Here is a 16,592-nt window from a genome sequence, read left to right on the forward strand (position 1 = left end):
TCAGTCTAAAAAGCCTGCTCATTCCCTTTCGCAGGCTTTTTTAATTTGAGGCTGTGTGTATTCTTGCTCAAAACTATTTCCAGCTCTCTCTTTACCACATCCCCATCCTTTCCTATCTTTACCGCCTCACATTGATAAACTATGGCAGACGAAAAGATCATTTTTTCGATGGCGGGCGTAAACAAAATTTACCCGCCGCAAAAACAGGTTTTAAAAAATATATACCTCTCGTTTTTTTACGGCGCCAAGATCGGGGTTATCGGTTTAAACGGCTCCGGTAAATCTTCAGTACTCAAGATCATCGCCGGGCTGGATAAATCATACCAGGGCGAAGTGGTTTTTTCGCCGGGATATACTGTAGGGTATTTAGCTCAGGAACCAGAACTGGATCCTAACAAAACCGTACGCGAAGTGGTTGAAGAAGGTGTATCAGAAATCACTGCCATACTAAAGGAGTACGAAGAGATCAACGAAAAATTCGGCCTGCCCGAAGTTTACGAGGATGCCGATGCCATGGACAAACTGATGGCCCGCCAGGGCGAACTGCAGGATCAGATCGACGCAGTTAACGCCTGGGAGCTCGATACCAAATTAGAGCGCGCCATGGATGCCTTGCGCTGCCCCGACCCGGACACCAAAATTTCGGTACTATCGGGTGGCGAGCGCCGCCGCGTGGCCCTATGCCGACTGCTGTTAAAAGAACCAGATGTATTACTGCTGGATGAGCCTACCAACCACTTAGACGCCGAATCTATCGACTGGCTGGAGCAGCACCTTAAACAATATAAAGGTACCGTTATTGCCGTAACGCACGACAGGTACTTCCTCGATAATGTTGCCGGATGGATACTGGAACTCGATCGCGGCGAAGGCATCCCATGGAAAGGCAATTACTCGTCATGGCTCGATCAGAAAGCCAAACGCCTGGCCCAGGAAGAAAAAACCGAAAGCAAACGCCAGAAAACCCTCGAGCGCGAGCTCGAATGGGTGCGCATGGCGCCCAAGGCCCGCCACGCCAAAGGCAAGGCACGTTTATCAAACTACGAAAAACTGGCCGCCGAGGATGGCAAGGAACGCGAAGAAAAACTGGAGCTCTTCATCCCGCCCGGCCCGCGCCTGGGTAACGTGGTGATCGAAGCCAATAATGTTACCAAAGCGTATGGCGACAGGATATTATTCGAAAACCTGAGCTTTGCATTACCACCCGCTGGCATTGTTGGTATCATCGGCCCGAACGGTGCGGGCAAAACCACCTTATTCCGCCTCATTACCGGCCAGGAACAGCCGGATGCCGGCACCTTCCGCGTAGGCGAAACGGTGGCCCTGGGTTATGTCGACCAGATGCATGACGACCTCGACCCCGAAAAATCGGTTTGGGAAAACATTACCGGCGGCAACGAGAATATTTTATTAGGCAACCGCCCGCTCAACTCGCGCGCCTACGTATCCAAGTTCAACTTTAACGGCGCCGATCAGCAGAAAAAGATCAGTGTTCTTTCGGGCGGAGAGCGCAACCGCGTGCACCTGGCCATCACGCTGAAAAAAGGCTCGAACGTGCTCCTGCTGGATGAGCCCACCAACGATATCGATGTAAACACGCTGCGCGCTTTAGAGGAAGCCCTGGAAAACTTTGCAGGCTGCGCCGTCATCATCAGCCACGACCGCTGGTTCCTCGATCGTATCTGTACCCACATCCTGGCATTCGAAGGCGACTCGCAGGTCTACTTCTTCGAAGGCAACTACAGCGACTACGAAGAGAACCGCAAAAAACGCCTCGGCGATATTACGCCCAAACGTATCAAATACAAAAAGCTGCAGGGGTAAGCCTATCATAGCGATGGGTTTAAAACCCATCGCTATTCGCAAAAAGGCTCAAAAAAACGATGAGCCTTTAAGTTAAAATTCTATCCCAAAGGAGGTCAGCAAGGATACTGTATACTCAATTTTCCCCATGCACCTTCGCTTGTGCAACTGGCATAACAGGTGTGGCATCCGTGGTAACTGCAGGCGATTTGCGGTTATCATCAGCAATGGGCACCACAACTCCCGAGCTCGCATCTTTAAATTCCTTGATACCGCTACCTAATCCTCTTGCTAGCTCAGGCATTTTTTTACCGCCGAAGAGCAAGAGCGCCACGGCCAATATCACGGTAATGTCCATACCGCTCATAAACAACAATGCTGTGTGTATCATATCATTTGATTTTTAAGGAAAGAGGCATGCGGTTCCGCCTCTTTCCTTCAGGTTATTACTTAACTCCAAACGGCTGCACCAATGGCAATACCTGTGCATAGGTTAATGGCTCATCAAATGCTTCAGTACACGCGCTTGCGCTAAATTTAGCCCCGGTTACGGGGTTAATCAATGCCGATACATCAACCCCGCCTTGCATGGTATTGTCCTCGCCTGCGTAGTTAGCAGCAATACCTGCGAAACCGGTATCATTTGCCCCCGTTATCCACGATTTAGGCGTTGTTCCGTTACCGGCCTTACGCCTGATGGTACGGATATGCGAAGCATGGCGCGCCTCTACCGAGTGAATATTGAGTGCCGCAGTTAAAACCGTTTGGTTACCAATAATAAACGGAGCCTGGCCTTTATAAGCGCGCACCCCGGTATCTTCAAAAGCGTTTGCTACAATCAGAAATGTGGTGTAGTCTTTGGTTGCAAAGTAGTTAGGCAATGTGCCGCCTGCCGTCCAGTCGTAAACCCCGGCGGTACCCTGCGATGTTTGTGTAACAGCTGCTGAGCCCAAAACGGCTTTTAAAAACGACACGTGTGCGTTCTCGTGCGCGGCTATGGTTTGAAAAGCAGCCAAATCAGCCGCAGGTATCAAACCCGGGGTGTTGAGGGCCGTATTGTAAAAAGCGGCTTCCAGGTATTCCAGTTTCAAAGCAAAGTTTAACGTACCGTTTACATCGCCCACGGTAGTTTGTCCGTAAGCCTTTTTAAATAAAGCTCCCAGGGCAAATGGCAGAGCAGCCACAGCTACTTTTGATCCAAAGCTGGTTATATTTTTTATAGCATCGCGACGCGGGCTTATCCTGTCCTGAAATTCGGGATCCACTTTTTCTATTTCTTCAATAATGCTGAAAATATTCATGGCGGTTGTTTTTAAGGTAATTGGTTTGCTGTTAAGTTGGTTGTAAGGTACACGGCCACTATTGGCAACACCTGCGAAGGTTTGCGCGAAGTATCGAGCCCGGTGGAAGAATCAACTATTACACTCGAATCGGCAAAGCTGTTATAATTGATCAAATCGCGGATAAAGGCTGCATGTCTGGCCTCAACCGAAACGATTTTACCGGCCAGACCAAGGTAGGTTGAATTACTTATGATGTATCCGGCGCCATTATAGGCTGATACACCCGTATCTTCAAAAGCTTTGGCGGCAGCAAGCACACTGGCACGATCCGCAAAGTTTATCGAACCAAAGTTTACGCCTAATGCGGGTATGGCATTTACGCCTAAAGCCGCCTTTAAAAATTCGCGGTGCAACACCTCATGATCGCGTATCTCGGTAAATGCCGTCAACTCGGCCGGGCTCATACCACTGTAAGGCGTGGCCACAACCTGCGTGTAAAATGCCGCTTCCAGTTGTTCCAAAGCATAGGCATAGTTTAATACGCCAATGTCGCCGCTGCCTACATCAACGGTATTATTGTCGTCGTGATGTTTTTTGCAGGCCGATGCTACCAACATGCCTGCTGCCGCGGCTCCGGCGCCGGCGTACTTCAAAAAAGACCGCCTTTGCATTTTAGAAGGCGCAGAGCTTTCCTGTACGACGAATTCGTCGTTCTGTGTTAAGTTTTCCATAAATTCAGATTGGTTTAAATATTTAGATCTTAAGATTTTATTTAATGGAATTACGTTTCAAAACGGCTTGCGGTTTTTTAATTTATTTATTAAAAGGAAAAAGATTTACTATTATATAACAAAGTAAAACTCACAGTTACAAACAAACTCAAATTACACAACTGCCTGCTGGCAATTTGTACTTTAAACCAAAATGGTTTCGCCGAAAAAAAAGATTTAAAAAAAAATTAAAAAAATTTTAACGGGGGTAACAATTAAAGTTTAAAAGCCAATAACTTAGGCGTAACACGTACACTATTCTCCCTTTTTCAAAAAACTCTTTCCAGTTGTATTATTTTTCCTAAATTTGCGGGCTAATTATCGCTCATTGAAATCGCTCAAAACATATTCAATTCCGTTTACGGGGCTAAAACTGGGAAAGCACCAGTTTGATTTCGAGATTACCGACGAGTTTTTCGATCATTTCGACTACTCGCTGGTAAAAAAAGGCAAGCTGAATTGCAGGGTCGGGCTGGAGAAGCAGGAAACCATGCTGATATTGAATTTCGATATCGATGGTTTTATCAGCCTCTCGTGCGACCGTTGCCTGGCCGAATACCCGCAACAGGTGAACATCACCGAGCAGCAGATAGCCAAATTCAGCGATGAAGAGGATATCGACAATGAGGAAATCATCATCCTGACAAAAAACGATCACGAGATCAATATTGCAGGGCTGATATACGAATATATTAACGTAACCATGCCGTTCATCACGGTATGCAGCGACGAAGGAAGAACACAGTATTGTGACAAGGATATGCTCGACCGCCTTGACAAGCTATCGGGTAACGAAGAACAACAAAACAACGAGGAAGCAGACCCGCGCTGGGATGCACTCAAAAAATTAAACAAGTAACACGCAAAAGTTATGGCACATCCAAAACGGAAAATATCCAAATCGAGAAGAGACAAGCGCAGAACACACTACAAAGCTGAAGCGCCAACTTTAACCACCTGCAAAACTACAGGTGCAGTTCACTTACCGCACAGAGCTTATACTGTTGATGGTAACCTGTATTACAACGGCAAGATCCTGATCGAAAACACCGCAATAGCCTAAGCTTAATTTTCATAGATGAAGATCGGCTTGGATATTATGGGCGGCGACTACGCACCAAAAGCAACTGTTTTAGGTGCTATCGACGCTTACAAGGAATTATCGCCCGGCGAAAAACTGGTTCTAATCGGCGATAAGGACATTGCTGTAGCTATCCTGCAGGAGAACAACTTCAGCCCCGATCACTTTGAATTTGTACACACAACCGAAGTGATTGGCATGGGCGAACACCCCACAAAAGCTATCACACAGAAACCCGACTCGAGCATCAGTGTCGGGTTTAAGTTATTAAAAGAGGGAGCTATACAAGCTTTTTCATCGGCCGGCAACACAGGCGCCATGCTGGTGGGATCGATGTTCAGCGTAAAAACCATACCAGGCGTTCTGCGCCCGGCCTTAACGGCGATGGCCCCGAAACTAAAGGGTGGCTTTAATATTTTGCTTGATGTTGGCGCCAACGCCGATTGCAAACCCGAAGTGCTGGTACAATTCGGCGTGCTGGGCAGCCTGTTCGCCAATTCGGTGTACGGTATCGATAACCCGCGCGTAACGTTGATGAACATCGGCGAAGAAGAAGAAAAAGGCAACCTGCTTTGCCAGGCTTCCTATCCTTTAATGAAGGAAACCAAGCTATTCAATTTTACAGGCAACGTTGAGGGCCGCGATGTTTTCAGCGACCTGAGCGATGTTATTGTTTGCGATGGCTTCACTGGTAACGTGATTTTAAAAATGGCCGAATCTTTCTACGTAGCCACCCTGAAAAAGGGCTTTAAAGACGAATTTTTCGACAGGTTTAATTACGAACAATACGGCGGCAGCCCAATCTTAGGTGTCAACGCCCCGGTGGTTGTGGGCCACGGTATATCCAGCCCGACAGCTATCAAAAACATGGTGCTTCTCTCCCGCAACATGGTCAACAGCGGCCTTGTTGATAAAATCCGACAGGCCTTTCAATAAACAACAAATAGATGAGTAAAATTCATGCTGCAATAACGGCTGTTAACGGTTACGTACCCGATTATGTATTGACCAACAAGGAACTTGAAACCATGGTTGATACCAACGACGAATGGATCACCACCCGTACAGGCATTAAAGAGCGAAGAATATTAAAAGGCGAAGGCCTTGCCACATCCGACCTCGCGGCACCGGCCGTTAAAGGTTTATTAAAAAAACGCGGCATTTCTGCCGAAGAGATCGAAGTGATCGTTTTCTGCACTTCGACACCCGACATGCCCTTCCCGGCCACAGCAAATATCTTAGCCGATAAAGTTGGCGCCATCAATGCCTGGGGATACGATTTGAACGCCGCCTGCTCAGGTTTTATCTTTGGCCTGGCAACCGGCGCAAGCTTCATCGAAAGCGGCCGCTATAAAAAGGTATTGGTTGTTGGCGCCGATAAAATGTCGTCGATAGTAAACTACGAAGACCGTGCTACCTGTATCATTTTTGGTGATGGCTGCGGCGTTGTCCTGCTTGAGCCCGATACCGAAGGCAACGGCATTATCGATTCGATCTGCAAAAGTGACGGCTCGGGCCGCGAATTCCTGCACCAAAAAGCCGGGGGGTCGTTAAAACCGGCATCGCACGAAACCGTTGATAACAAAGAGCACTTTGCTTATCAGGAAGGTAAAACCGTATTTAAATTTGCGGTTACCAACATGGCCGATGTTGCCGCCGAAGTGATGGAGCGCAATAACTTAACCGCCGACGATATTCAGTGGCTGGTACCTCACCAGGCCAATAAACGCATTATCGATGCCACTATAGCACGTACAGGCGTACCGCCCGAACGTGTAATGGTCAATATCGAGCGTTACGGCAACACCACAAACGGCACTATCCCCCTTTGCTTATGGGAGTGGGAGAGCAAACTTAAAAAAGGCGATAATTTAATATTAGCGGCTTTTGGCGGCGGCTTTACCTGGGGATCCATTTATTTAAAATGGGCATATTGATCAATGTGCAAATTAATCAAATGCGCAGATGTGCGAATGATTAAGAGCATTTAAGCTGAACTTAAACTTAAGTATAAACATTATAAAATAAGCTGTGTTAAATATCAGAGAAATATACTGACATTTGCACATCGGCACATTTGCATATTTGCACATCAAACCTGCACATTTGCACATTAAGTTATAATTTTATCCAAATCACTACAAACCGAACTAATGGATATTAAACAAATTCAGGAACTTATCCGCTTCGTAGCCAAATCGGGCGTTAACGAGGTTGCTATTGAGCAAGAGGATTTTAAGATCACAATTAAAACAAACCAGGGCCCGACAGTAGTGCATGCAACGGTACCTGCCGCAGCACCGGTATATGCCACCCCTGTAGCTGCTCCGGCCGAAGAAGCGCCTGCAGCACCAGCCTCGGCTCCTGCTGCACCTGCAGCCGATACCTCAAAATATATCACGATAAAATCGCCGATGATCGGTACTTTTTATCGTTCGGCAGCTCCCGAAAAACCCTTGTTTGTTAACGTGGGCGACGAAATTAAACCCGGCGATGTATTGTGCATCATCGAGGCCATGAAGCTGTTTAACGAGATCGAAGCCGAAGTTTCGGGCCGTATAGTTAAAATATTGGTCGATAACGCCTCGCCTGTTGAGTACGATCAGCCGCTGTTCCTGGTTGAGCCTATTTAATTTAATTTTGATTGCACCGATTTGAAGAGTGATTACACCGATGCCTGGAACAATCGGTGAAATCCTACGCCAATCAGTGTAATCTTTAAATAATCGGTGAAATCAGAAGATAATCGGTGAAATCCCTAAACAAAAAAAAATGTTCAAAAAAATATTAATAGCTAACCGTGGTGAAATAGCCCTGCGTGTCATCCGCACATGCAAAGAGATGGGCATCAAAACTGTAGCTGTATATTCAACTGCCGACCGCGACAGTCTGCACGTGCGCTTTGCCGATGAGGCCGTTTGTATCGGTCCGCCGCCAAGCCGCGATTCGTACCTCAATATACCCAACATCATTTCGGCTGCCGAAGTTACCAATGCCGATGCGATACACCCGGGTTATGGTTTCCTTTCGGAGAATGCTAAATTCTCGGCCATCTGTGCCGAATACAATATCAAATTTATAGGCGCTACCGCCGATCAGATCAACAGCATGGGCGATAAAGCTTCGGCTAAAGCCACCATGAAAAAAGCCGGCGTACCTACCATTCCCGGTTCTGAAGGTTTGGTTGCCGATGTTAAAGAAGGCATCAGCATCGCCAACAAAATAGGTTATCCTGTTATCTTAAAAGCAACGGCAGGCGGCGGTGGCCGGGGTATGCGTGTTGTTTGGAAAGACGAAGAATTCGAACCCGCCTGGGATTCGGCCCGCGCCGAGTCGGGCGCCGCTTTTGGCAACGATGGTATTTACCTCGAAAAATATGTCGAAGATCCGCGCCACATCGAAATACAGGTTGTGGGCGACCAATACGGCAAGGTTTGCCACCTTTCGGAGAGGGATTGCTCTATCCAGCGCCGTCACCAAAAACTGGTCGAAGAATCGCCTTCGCCGTTTATGACTGAAAAGCTGCGTAAAAAAATGGGCGATGCCGCCATCAAAGGCGCCAAAGCCGTAAAATACGAAGGCGCCGGTACCATCGAGTTTTTGGTGGATAAACACCGCAATTTCTACTTTATGGAGATGAACACCCGTATCCAGGTGGAGCACCCGGTTACCGAAGAAGTGATCAATTTCGACCTGATCAAAGAGCAGATCAAAGTTGCCGCCGGCGTACCTATCTCGGGCAAAAACTACGAGCCAACCATGCATGCCATTGAGTGTCGTATCAACGCCGAGGATCCGAATAATGGTTTCCGTCCATCACCGGGTAAGATCACCAACTTCCACTCGCCTGGTGGCCACGGCGTGCGTGTAGATACCCACGTATATGCCGGGTATGTTATCCCGCCAAATTACGATTCGATGATAGCCAAAGTGATCACAGTTGCACAAACCCGCGAAGAGGCTTTAGCCACCATGGAGCGCGCCCTGAGCGAGTTCATGATCGAAGGGGTAAAAACCACCATACCGTTTCACTTAAAGCTTTTAAAAGATCCGAATTTCCGTGCGGGCAACTTCACTACCAAATTCATGGAAACTTTTGAATATGCAGAATAATGAAACTGCAATAATTTAAACGCAAAGTACCATTCTACCTTACAGAGTGGTACTTTTGTTTTATCTACACTATATACATGAGCGAGAATAGATTGTTAAATGCGATAAGGGGTAAGGCTAAAAACCTCGAAGCCGAGATGTCGTTCTTTGATCACCTTGAGGTTTTAAGGTGGCACCTCATCCGTTCGGCCGTAGCGATTATAGTTTTTGCCACGGTGGCTTTTTGTTATTTCGAGCGGATATGGCAGGGCATTATTATGGGCCCCAAACATGCCGGCTTCCCAACCTACCGCCTGCTTTGCAAGCTGGGCACCCTGCTCAACAACCCGGGCATGTGTATAGATAAAGATTTGCCCGGCAAGATCATCAATACCGAGCTGGCCGGCCAGTTTTCGCTGCAGATCAACTCGTCCATCATCATCGGCATCACCTTAGGTTTCCCGTATCTGCTTTGGGAAATATGGCGCTTTGTAAAACCAGCCTTGGCAGAGAAAGAGCAAAAGGCAGCCAATGGTTTTGTGTTCTTTGCCTCATCGTTATTTACAGTGGGCATCCTTTTCGGTTATTACGTGGTAGCACCTTTATCGCTGCACTTTTTAACCAATTACGAGATCAGCCCCGATATCCAGAATACTTTTACTATCGATTCGTACCTCACTTCGGTAGCCACCCTTACCCTGGTAAGCGGTATCGTTTTCCAGTTGCCGGTGATAGTTTACATCCTGGCATCGTTGGGAATACTGACGCCAAAATTCATGCGCGAAAGGCGCCGCATAGCCATCATCGTCATCATGATCATCGCCATGCTGGTTACCCCTACTCCGGATGTGACAACGATGCTGGTAATTAGTGCGCCGCTGTTTTTACTGTATGAACTAAGTATCGGCGTAGCTGCACGTGTACAGGCGCGCAGACTTAAAAAACAACAGGAATTTCTGAATTCGTAAAAGACTATATGAACGATTTAAAGATCGCCATCGGCTCCGATCATGCCGGTTTCAGCTACAAACAACAATTACTTCAAACCCTGAAGGTAACCGAACTGAAAGACTTCGGTACTTACGCCGCCGATTCTGTCGACTACCCCGATTTTGCCCATCCGGTAGCCAAAGCCGTCGAAAGCGGCGAGTTTGATTTTGGCATCCTCGTCTGCGGCAGCGCAAACGGCGTAGCCATTACCGCCAACAAGCACCAGGGTATCCGCGCAGCCATCTGCTGGAACGAAGAACTGGCCAGCCTGGCACGCCTCCACAACAACGCCAATATCGTCTGCATCCCCGAAAGGTTTATCGATTTTGATACTGCGCAAAAGATCATCGAAACTTTCTTCGCCACCGAATTTGAGGGCGGCCGACATGCCAGCCGGGTCGGCAAAATGGCTTGTTAATATCCACGCTACAAACACAGTTCTTAATTCCCTCCTTGGGGAGGAGCGCAGCGGGCCTGTGATTTGGCAGGGAGGGGTTTGTCCCGTATCGCCCTTATAAACCCCTTCCTACACCTTCCCCAGGGAAGGAATCGCACTCACCCTATGCTCTTAAAGCATCCCGGCGCTCCCCCACCAATCAACTGCTCACCTAATCAACTCAATCAACCAAATCGTAACAAAAATGCTATAAAGTCAATTTAGATTTTGTTATTAACTTAGTTTAAAATTAACTGACTTTCATGAAAAAACTTTACATTTCCGCTATTGCGATAGCCCTTTTTGTGGGACGGCTGCACGCGCAAGGCCCTGTTGCCGAAAAGTACGCCAAGCTCATTACCGCCGAGGATGCCCGCAAACATTTGAGTATCTTAGCTTCTGACGAGTATGAGGGCCGCGAAACTGCAAAACCGGGCGCAACCATGGCGGCTAATTACATTGCCGGTCAGTTTAAAAAACTGGGCCTACAGCCGCCGGTAAATGGCTCTTACTTCCAGGATGTGCCTTTACTATCTACAACTGCACAGGCAAAATCGTTAACCATTAACGGTACCGCTTTTGCGCCGCGCAAAGATTTTAACATCGGCTCGTACATCACCGGCGAGAGTAAGGACTACGACTTTAAAGCCACCGAAATTATTTATCTGGGCCACAAAGTAGGCGGCGACCCTGCTGCCGAATTGGGCAATACCAACATCACAGGGAAAGCAGTTTTTTTGGTTAATGACGGCGAAAACCGGCAAAACATCACCAAACGCCTGGTTTTTATCCAAAGTAAAAAACCGTCTATTATTATCACCTCGACATCGGGCAACGGTTTTGGCGGTCAGGGTGGTGGCGGGGGCCAGCGCGGCGGTCAAGGCGGCAATTTTGTGCCACGTGCCAGCCTGAGCATCAAACCCGACAAGCCTATTGTTGCACCGGCTCCGGTCATCAGTATTATGCCCGAAGCTGCCAACCAACTGGTATCCAGCTCAGGCGAAACCTTTGAAACCTTTAAAGCATCAGGCGATGCCAATGGCATGCAGGCCAATCAAACTATCAAAGCCGATATCGCATTGAGCGTCAGCACTACCTGCGAGCCTGCAAAAGCTGCCGAAGTATTAGGCTACATGCCGGGCACCGATCTCAAAAACGAAGTGCTGGTTTTCTCAGCACATTACGATCACCTGGGCTTAACCACCAGCGGAACCGATAAAGTTTACAACGGCGCCGATGACGACGGTTCGGGCACCACGGGCATATTAGAGATCGCCACTGCTTTCGCGCAAGCAAAAAAAGAAGGCCACGGCCCACGCCGCAGCATCCTTTTTTTGGGTAATGTAGGCGAAGAGAAAGGCTTATTGGGCTCAGAATACTATACCGATCATCCGATATACCCGATGGCCAATACCATTACCGACCTGAACATCGATATGATCGGTCGTGTGGGTGAGGAATACACCGGCAAAGCCGATTCGGCTAACTATGTGTATGTGATAGGTTCGTCGATGCTGAGCAGCGACCTGCATAAAATAAACGAGGATGCCAACAACAAATACACCAAGCTCGACCTCGATTACAAATACGACGACCTGAAAGATCCGAACCGCTACTATTACCGTTCAGATCATTACAACTTTGCCAAACACAACGTACCAATCATTTTTTACTTTAACGGCGTACACGCCGATTACCACCGCGCTACCGACGAAATCGGCAAGATCAACTTCCCGCTTTTGGCCAAACGCGCACAACTGGTATTTTATACCGGCTGGGAATTAGCTAACCGCGATAAACGCCCCGTTGTCGACGGTAATACAGGTAAACAGTAACTTAGAATATAAGAAAAGGGCGCATCAATTCTGATGTGCCCTTTTTAATATCAACCTTGCTTTTCTGGCGGAGTCGAGTTTGATGTACATGTATCTGCCAAATGTGGTGAAATCATCTTTTATACTGTTGCCTTTAAAGGTTTCAAAGATCATTGTTGAATCTGTAGCGAATATTAAGAGCCCGTGACGTATTATTTTATTTTCTGACGATTTAAAATCCACCCAGTAAGGAAATTTTGTAAAGTCTGCGGTATAATTATATAGCTCAGATGTTTCCCCTCCATCTTTTAAAGCGGCCAGCGTATCATTTATAAAATTAACAGAGTTATAGCGATCATGCCTCCACAAACCGCGCAGGGTTAACAAGGTAGGGTTAATAAAGTCGGAATAATCTTTATTATCAACCTTAGTGAGTATCGTCCCTGTGTATTCCGGGTACCGGGTATTATCGTGCGAACCAACTTTTAAGGTTTTATAAACCAATGTATGATCATTGATAAATTTTAACGACATGGTAATATCGTCACCATTACGGTCTTTATGCAGGTTTGTCAGTATTATCTGGTCTTTACCAAAGTCGAACCGGTACCGGTTCACATACGCGTAATAACCGTTTACATCTTTTATAACAAACGTAGTATCATTAACAAAAAGATACTCTATAGTGTCTTTGCCTTTCCAAACCTTCGTTTGTTTCCATTTACCGATCAGGTCTTTCATGCTTCTGGTTTGGCCAAAGCCGGCAAAGCTTATCATCGTAATGCAGATAAATGTTGCAAGATATCTTTTCTTCATGGCAATTAATACAGTGTTTTAAATTAGGCATTATAACCTGATGATGCAATCCGTTTATACCGAAAATGATTGAGCCGTTTGTTGTTGATAAAAACATCAGTGCAATCACAACAAAATCGGTGCAATCGTTATTATAATCATTAATTTCGTTGTATGACAAGCATTGCTGAGGATTTTTTAGTAGCCGCTGAGGATAAAGCCTTTGACCGCAATCACCGCCGTATATTGAATTACAATATCGGTAAATACGATGTTGCTGTCGAGCGCGGCTTGTCGAAATTTGCCAACCTGGAAAACGCCAAACGCAAGGCACATGTCATCAAATGGAAGATGATGGAGAACCTGGATAAGGTACTGCCCGAGTTTGAAGCTAATTTCCAGAAACGTGGCGGCAAAGTGATCTGGGCTAACGATGCCGAAGAAGCCCAGCGCGAGATCCTGCAGATCATGCAACGCGCCAACGCCAAAACGGTGGTCAAATCAAAATCGATGGTGAGCGAGGAGATACAGCTCAACGAGTTTCTCGAAGCTAACCATATCGAATCTTTAGAAACCGATCTGGGCGAGTACATCGTACAGCTGCTCGGTCAGCCGCCCTACCACATCGTTACGCCGGCCATGCACCTCTCCAAAGAGGATATCGCCAGGTTGTTTAACGAACGCTTCGGCACACCTTTAGATGCTACGCCAGAACAACTCACCTTAAAAGCCCGCGAGCTGCTGCGCGATAAATATGTAACCGCCGATGTGGGCATTACCGGCGCCAACTTTCTGATAGCCGACACAGGCAGCATCGCCGTAAGCGAGAACGAAGGCAACGCCCGCTTATGTACTACCTTTCCTAAAATACACATCGCTATTGTGGGTATCGAAAAGGTCATTCCATCCATAGCCGATCTGGGACTTTTCTGGCCCATGCTGGCCACTCATGGCACCGGCCAAAACTTAACGGTATATAATTCCATCCTGAGCGGCCCGCGCCAGGCCGATGAAACCGACGGCCCCGAAGAAATGTATGTCATCCTGCTTGATAACGGCCGCACCAACCTGCTTGCGCAGAAAGAACAACGCCAGGGCTTGTACTGCATCCGCTGCGGCGCATGCCTTAACGCCTGCCCGGTTTACAAAAACGTGGGTGGCTATACCTACAACACACCTTACAGCGGCCCTATCGGTTCGGTAATCACCCCGCACATGCGCGGCATGGAAAATTTTAAACACCTCAGCTATGCTTCCAGCCTTTGCGGCAATTGCTCCGAAGTTTGCCCGGTTAAGATCGAGATACACAAAATGCTGCTGGCTAACCGCCGCGATGCGGTGAAAGAAGACCTCGTAACTAAAAAAGAAAGATGGGGCTGGGCGCTTTGGCGAAAGGCCATGCTAAGCCGCAAGCTCACCGACTTTTTAAGCGGCAAATCAAAAAACAGGTTGCTTAACCTGCTCTTCAAAAAAACATGGGGGCACTTTAAACAAATGCCGCAGGTAGCTCCTAAATCGTTCGCACAACTTTGGCAGGAGCAGAACGGAAAAGAAGAATAATTATTATCGGGATTGTTAAAAATATTTTTGCTAAATAAAGATACATTTTTATATTTAGTGAATATTTAAACGAACCCTGTAAATGACCGTTAAACTATTGTTTTTTGCCACAATATTGGCAATTGGTGGCCAAACGTATGCCCACATCCCTCCTGCGAAAGAAAAAAATGTAAGCATCCCCGAATCAAAGCTTAAGTACGAGTTTGTTTTCAATGCCCTCACTAACCGCGTTGAGGTAAAAGAGGACCTGAGCACCACTTATACCTGCAATACCTATCGCGAAACCATCCCCATTATACAGCCATACAACGACCTCGAATTGATAGACGACGTCAGCTTCAAGGTTGACGGCCGTATGCCGCGCGATATCAAACCCGAATTTACCTATTACAAGGTTAAAGATATCTTTTATTCGGACGAGCGGATTTGTACTTTTCCGCTACCGCTCGATAAGCAAGGTTCAAAAGGTGTAGTAAATTTTAAGGCCACCGTTTTAGATCCGCGCTTTTTTACCTCGATCTACCTCTCTGAGCCCTACCTGGTCGAGAACCGCGAGGTTACTATTAAAGTGCCCCGCTGGATGCATGTCGACCTTAAGGATATGAACTTTACCGGCAATTCGATACAAAAATCGACCGATTATGACGAAAAGGCTGATGCCGATATCTACACTTATACTATGGATAACCTGAAGCCACAGGAGCACGAAAAAAACTCGCCCGGGCCAACTTATCTGTACCCGCATATCCTGGTTCTGGCCAAATCGGCCGAGGTAAAAGGCAACACCTTTACCTACTTCAATACCTTACAGGATCAGTATAACTGGTGCCATAAGATCGTATCGACCACGGTAAACAAGGATGATATTGTTAAGGCAAAAGCACTTGAGATCACCAAAAGCAGCACTACCGATATGGACAAGATCAAAGCTATATTCTATTGGGTGCAAAATAACATTCATTACATTGCTTTTGAAGATGGCATAGCCGGCTTTAAGCCCGAAAGCGCCGACGAAGTGATCCGCAAAAACTACGGCGATTGCAAAGGTATGGCCCATCTTACCAAAGCCTTGCTAAAATCGCTTGGGTACGATGCCCGCCTGTGCTGGATAGGTACAGACCATATTGCTTATGATTACACCACGCCCTCGCTTGCGGTTGATAACCACATGATCTGCGCGCTGATATACCAGGGCAAGACCTATTTTTTAGATGCTACCGAAAGCTACCTTGGTTTTAACGAGTATGCCGAACGCATAGAAGGCAGGCAGGTTTTGATCGAGAACGGCGACCAATACCTGTTAACCCACATCCCGGCTACAACGGCAGCACAGAACCTCGGTTACGAAAAGCGCGTATTGAGCATTAACGGCACCAGCCTTACCGGCCATGTTGAGCATTCGTGGAAAGGCGAAGAAAAAGAGTACATTTTAAGCGGCCTGAACGACAGTAAAAAAGACGAATCGGCCGAAGCATTTAATAAGTATCTTAACAATAACAATAACGATTATGCCATTACTAACCTGAGCACCTCGAACGTTAATGACTTTGATCACGACCTCACCGCCAGGTACGACGTTAACTTTAAAAACGGGGTATCAAAATTTGGCAAGGATTATTATGTGGATATGGATTTCCGCAAGGAGTTTAACGATTATGTGATCGACGTAGCCGAAAGGCAGTACGACTACTGGTTTTACTACAAACACAACATCGTTTGCGAAACCCAGCTGGCCATACCGGCGGGTTACCAGGTTACTACCCTGCCGGCCGATTTTTTGATCAAAAACAACAATTACGAGTTTAGCATTCAGTACACCAAAACCAACGATAATGTAACCTACAAAAAATCGCTGGTGCTCAAAAATTCGCGTGTTTCAAAAGCGCAGTTCGCGCAATGGAATGCCGACATAGCCAAGCTGAACGCAGCTTATAATCAACAACTGGTATTAACTGCTAAATAACTGTT

Annotated in this window: 16 protein-coding genes; 12 read left to right on the forward strand and 4 right to left on the reverse strand. The window is 47.0% G+C overall.

Annotated elements, in window-relative coordinates; translation table 11 throughout:
- The first annotated feature begins 141 nt into the window (after window positions 1–141).
- Window positions 142–1,824 (forward strand): energy-dependent translational throttle protein EttA, encoded by a 1,683-nt coding sequence (gene ettA, locus BEL04_RS19310; protein WP_066006550.1) that lies wholly within the window; start codon window positions 142–144, stop codon window positions 1,822–1,824.
- A gap of 115 nt (window positions 1,825–1,939) precedes the next feature.
- On the opposite strand, the gene BEL04_RS19315 is transcribed toward ettA, so the two are convergent.
- Genes BEL04_RS19315 through BEL04_RS19325 form a run of 3 tightly spaced genes read right to left on the reverse strand, consistent with a single transcriptional unit; the run spans window position 1,940 to window position 3,817 of the window.
- Window positions 1,940–2,194 (reverse strand): twin-arginine translocase TatA/TatE family subunit, encoded by a 255-nt coding sequence (locus tag BEL04_RS19315; RefSeq protein WP_083228006.1) that lies wholly within the window; start codon window positions 2,192–2,194, stop codon window positions 1,940–1,942.
- Between the two features lie 55 nt (window positions 2,195–2,249).
- The gene (locus tag BEL04_RS19320; RefSeq protein WP_066006552.1) at window positions 2,250–3,104 is read right to left on the reverse strand and encodes a ferritin-like domain-containing protein; all 855 of its coding nucleotides are present in this window, start codon (window positions 3,102–3,104) and stop codon (window positions 2,250–2,252) included.
- An 11-nt stretch (window positions 3,105–3,115) separates the two neighbouring features.
- Window positions 3,116–3,817: a ferritin-like domain-containing protein gene (locus tag BEL04_RS19325; protein WP_066006554.1), complete on the reverse strand. Its 702-nt coding sequence runs from the start codon at window positions 3,815–3,817 to the stop codon at window positions 3,116–3,118.
- Window positions 3,818–4,184: 367 nt separating this feature from the next.
- Between BEL04_RS19325 and BEL04_RS19330 the strand changes: the two genes are divergently transcribed.
- The 9 genes from BEL04_RS19330 to BEL04_RS19370 all read left to right on the forward strand — a co-directional run bounded on the left by BEL04_RS19330 (window position 4,185) and on the right by BEL04_RS19370 (window position 12,290).
- Window positions 4,185–4,715: a DUF177 domain-containing protein gene (locus tag BEL04_RS19330; protein WP_066006556.1), complete on the forward strand. Its 531-nt coding sequence runs from the start codon at window positions 4,185–4,187 to the stop codon at window positions 4,713–4,715.
- A 12-nt stretch (window positions 4,716–4,727) separates the two neighbouring features.
- Window positions 4,728–4,919, forward strand: a complete 192-nt coding sequence (gene rpmF, locus BEL04_RS19335) for a 50S ribosomal protein L32 (protein WP_066006558.1) — start codon at window positions 4,728–4,730, stop codon at window positions 4,917–4,919.
- Between the two features lie 15 nt (window positions 4,920–4,934).
- Window positions 4,935–5,873: a phosphate acyltransferase PlsX gene (plsX, locus tag BEL04_RS19340; RefSeq protein WP_066006559.1), complete on the forward strand. Its 939-nt coding sequence runs from the start codon at window positions 4,935–4,937 to the stop codon at window positions 5,871–5,873.
- A gap of 11 nt (window positions 5,874–5,884) precedes the next feature.
- Window positions 5,885–6,874: a beta-ketoacyl-ACP synthase III gene (locus BEL04_RS19345; protein WP_066006561.1), complete on the forward strand. Its 990-nt coding sequence runs from the start codon at window positions 5,885–5,887 to the stop codon at window positions 6,872–6,874.
- 216 nt (window positions 6,875–7,090) lie between these two features.
- Complete coding sequence (gene accB, locus BEL04_RS19350) at window positions 7,091–7,570, forward strand: acetyl-CoA carboxylase biotin carboxyl carrier protein (RefSeq protein WP_066006563.1); 480 nt, start codon at window positions 7,091–7,093, stop codon at window positions 7,568–7,570.
- A 139-nt stretch (window positions 7,571–7,709) separates the two neighbouring features.
- Window positions 7,710–9,050: an acetyl-CoA carboxylase biotin carboxylase subunit gene (gene accC / locus BEL04_RS19355; RefSeq protein ID WP_066006565.1), complete on the forward strand. Its 1,341-nt coding sequence runs from the start codon at window positions 7,710–7,712 to the stop codon at window positions 9,048–9,050.
- A gap of 77 nt (window positions 9,051–9,127) precedes the next feature.
- Window positions 9,128–9,997, forward strand: a complete 870-nt coding sequence (gene tatC, locus BEL04_RS19360) for a twin-arginine translocase subunit TatC (protein WP_066006571.1) — start codon at window positions 9,128–9,130, stop codon at window positions 9,995–9,997.
- Between the two features lie 8 nt (window positions 9,998–10,005).
- On the forward strand, window positions 10,006–10,437 hold the full coding sequence (rpiB, locus tag BEL04_RS19365; RefSeq protein WP_066006573.1) for a ribose 5-phosphate isomerase B: 432 nt from the start codon (window positions 10,006–10,008) through the stop codon (window positions 10,435–10,437).
- Between the two features lie 281 nt (window positions 10,438–10,718).
- Complete coding sequence (locus BEL04_RS19370; RefSeq protein WP_066006575.1) at window positions 10,719–12,290, forward strand: M28 family peptidase; 1,572 nt, start codon at window positions 10,719–10,721, stop codon at window positions 12,288–12,290.
- Between the two features lie 24 nt (window positions 12,291–12,314).
- Here BEL04_RS19370 and BEL04_RS19375 read toward each other — a convergent pair whose 3' ends face one another.
- Window positions 12,315–13,085, reverse strand: a complete 771-nt coding sequence (locus BEL04_RS19375; RefSeq protein ID WP_139113117.1) for a hypothetical protein — start codon at window positions 13,083–13,085, stop codon at window positions 12,315–12,317.
- 153 nt (window positions 13,086–13,238) lie between these two features.
- On the opposite strand from BEL04_RS19375, the gene BEL04_RS19385 reads away from it, so the two are divergent.
- A complete protein-coding gene (locus BEL04_RS19385) occupies window positions 13,239–14,624 on the forward strand; it encodes a LutB/LldF family L-lactate oxidation iron-sulfur protein (protein WP_066006580.1) in 1,386 nt (461 codons plus the stop codon).
- An 82-nt stretch (window positions 14,625–14,706) separates the two neighbouring features.
- Complete coding sequence (locus BEL04_RS19390) at window positions 14,707–16,587, forward strand: transglutaminase family protein (protein WP_066006581.1); 1,881 nt, start codon at window positions 14,707–14,709, stop codon at window positions 16,585–16,587.
- Window positions 16,588–16,592: the final 5 nt, after the last annotated feature.

The sequence above is a fragment of the Mucilaginibacter sp. PPCGB 2223 genome (genome assembly GCF_001705515.1).
Lineage (GTDB): Bacteria > Bacteroidota > Bacteroidia > Sphingobacteriales > Sphingobacteriaceae > Mucilaginibacter.

Excerpts from the sequence above, each read along its gene's own strand:
- ettA (WP_066006550.1), top strand. The coding sequence starts at position 142 with ATGGCAGACGAAAAGATCATTTTTTCGATGGCGGGCGTAAACAAAATT.
- BEL04_RS19315 (WP_083228006.1), bottom strand. The coding sequence starts at position 2,194 with ATGATACACACAGCATTGTTGTTTATGAGCGGTATGGACATTACCGTG.
- BEL04_RS19320 (WP_066006552.1), bottom strand. The coding sequence starts at position 3,104 with ATGAATATTTTCAGCATTATTGAAGAAATAGAAAAAGTGGATCCCGAA.
- BEL04_RS19325 (WP_066006554.1), bottom strand. The coding sequence starts at position 3,817 with ATGGAAAACTTAACACAGAACGACGAATTCGTCGTACAGGAAAGCTCT.
- rpmF (WP_066006558.1), top strand. The coding sequence starts at position 4,728 with ATGGCACATCCAAAACGGAAAATATCCAAATCGAGAAGAGACAAGCGC.
- plsX (WP_066006559.1), top strand. The coding sequence starts at position 4,935 with ATGAAGATCGGCTTGGATATTATGGGCGGCGACTACGCACCAAAAGCA.
- BEL04_RS19345 (WP_066006561.1), top strand. The coding sequence starts at position 5,885 with ATGAGTAAAATTCATGCTGCAATAACGGCTGTTAACGGTTACGTACCC.
- accB (WP_066006563.1), top strand. The coding sequence starts at position 7,091 with ATGGATATTAAACAAATTCAGGAACTTATCCGCTTCGTAGCCAAATCG.
- accC (WP_066006565.1), top strand. The coding sequence starts at position 7,710 with ATGTTCAAAAAAATATTAATAGCTAACCGTGGTGAAATAGCCCTGCGT.
- tatC (WP_066006571.1), top strand. The coding sequence starts at position 9,128 with ATGAGCGAGAATAGATTGTTAAATGCGATAAGGGGTAAGGCTAAAAAC.
- rpiB (WP_066006573.1), top strand. The coding sequence starts at position 10,006 with ATGAACGATTTAAAGATCGCCATCGGCTCCGATCATGCCGGTTTCAGC.
- BEL04_RS19370 (WP_066006575.1), top strand. The coding sequence starts at position 10,719 with ATGAAAAAACTTTACATTTCCGCTATTGCGATAGCCCTTTTTGTGGGA.
- BEL04_RS19375 (WP_139113117.1), bottom strand. The coding sequence starts at position 13,085 with ATGAAGAAAAGATATCTTGCAACATTTATCTGCATTACGATGATAAGC.
- BEL04_RS19385 (WP_066006580.1), top strand. The coding sequence starts at position 13,239 with ATGACAAGCATTGCTGAGGATTTTTTAGTAGCCGCTGAGGATAAAGCC.
- BEL04_RS19390 (WP_066006581.1), top strand. The coding sequence starts at position 14,707 with ATGACCGTTAAACTATTGTTTTTTGCCACAATATTGGCAATTGGTGGC.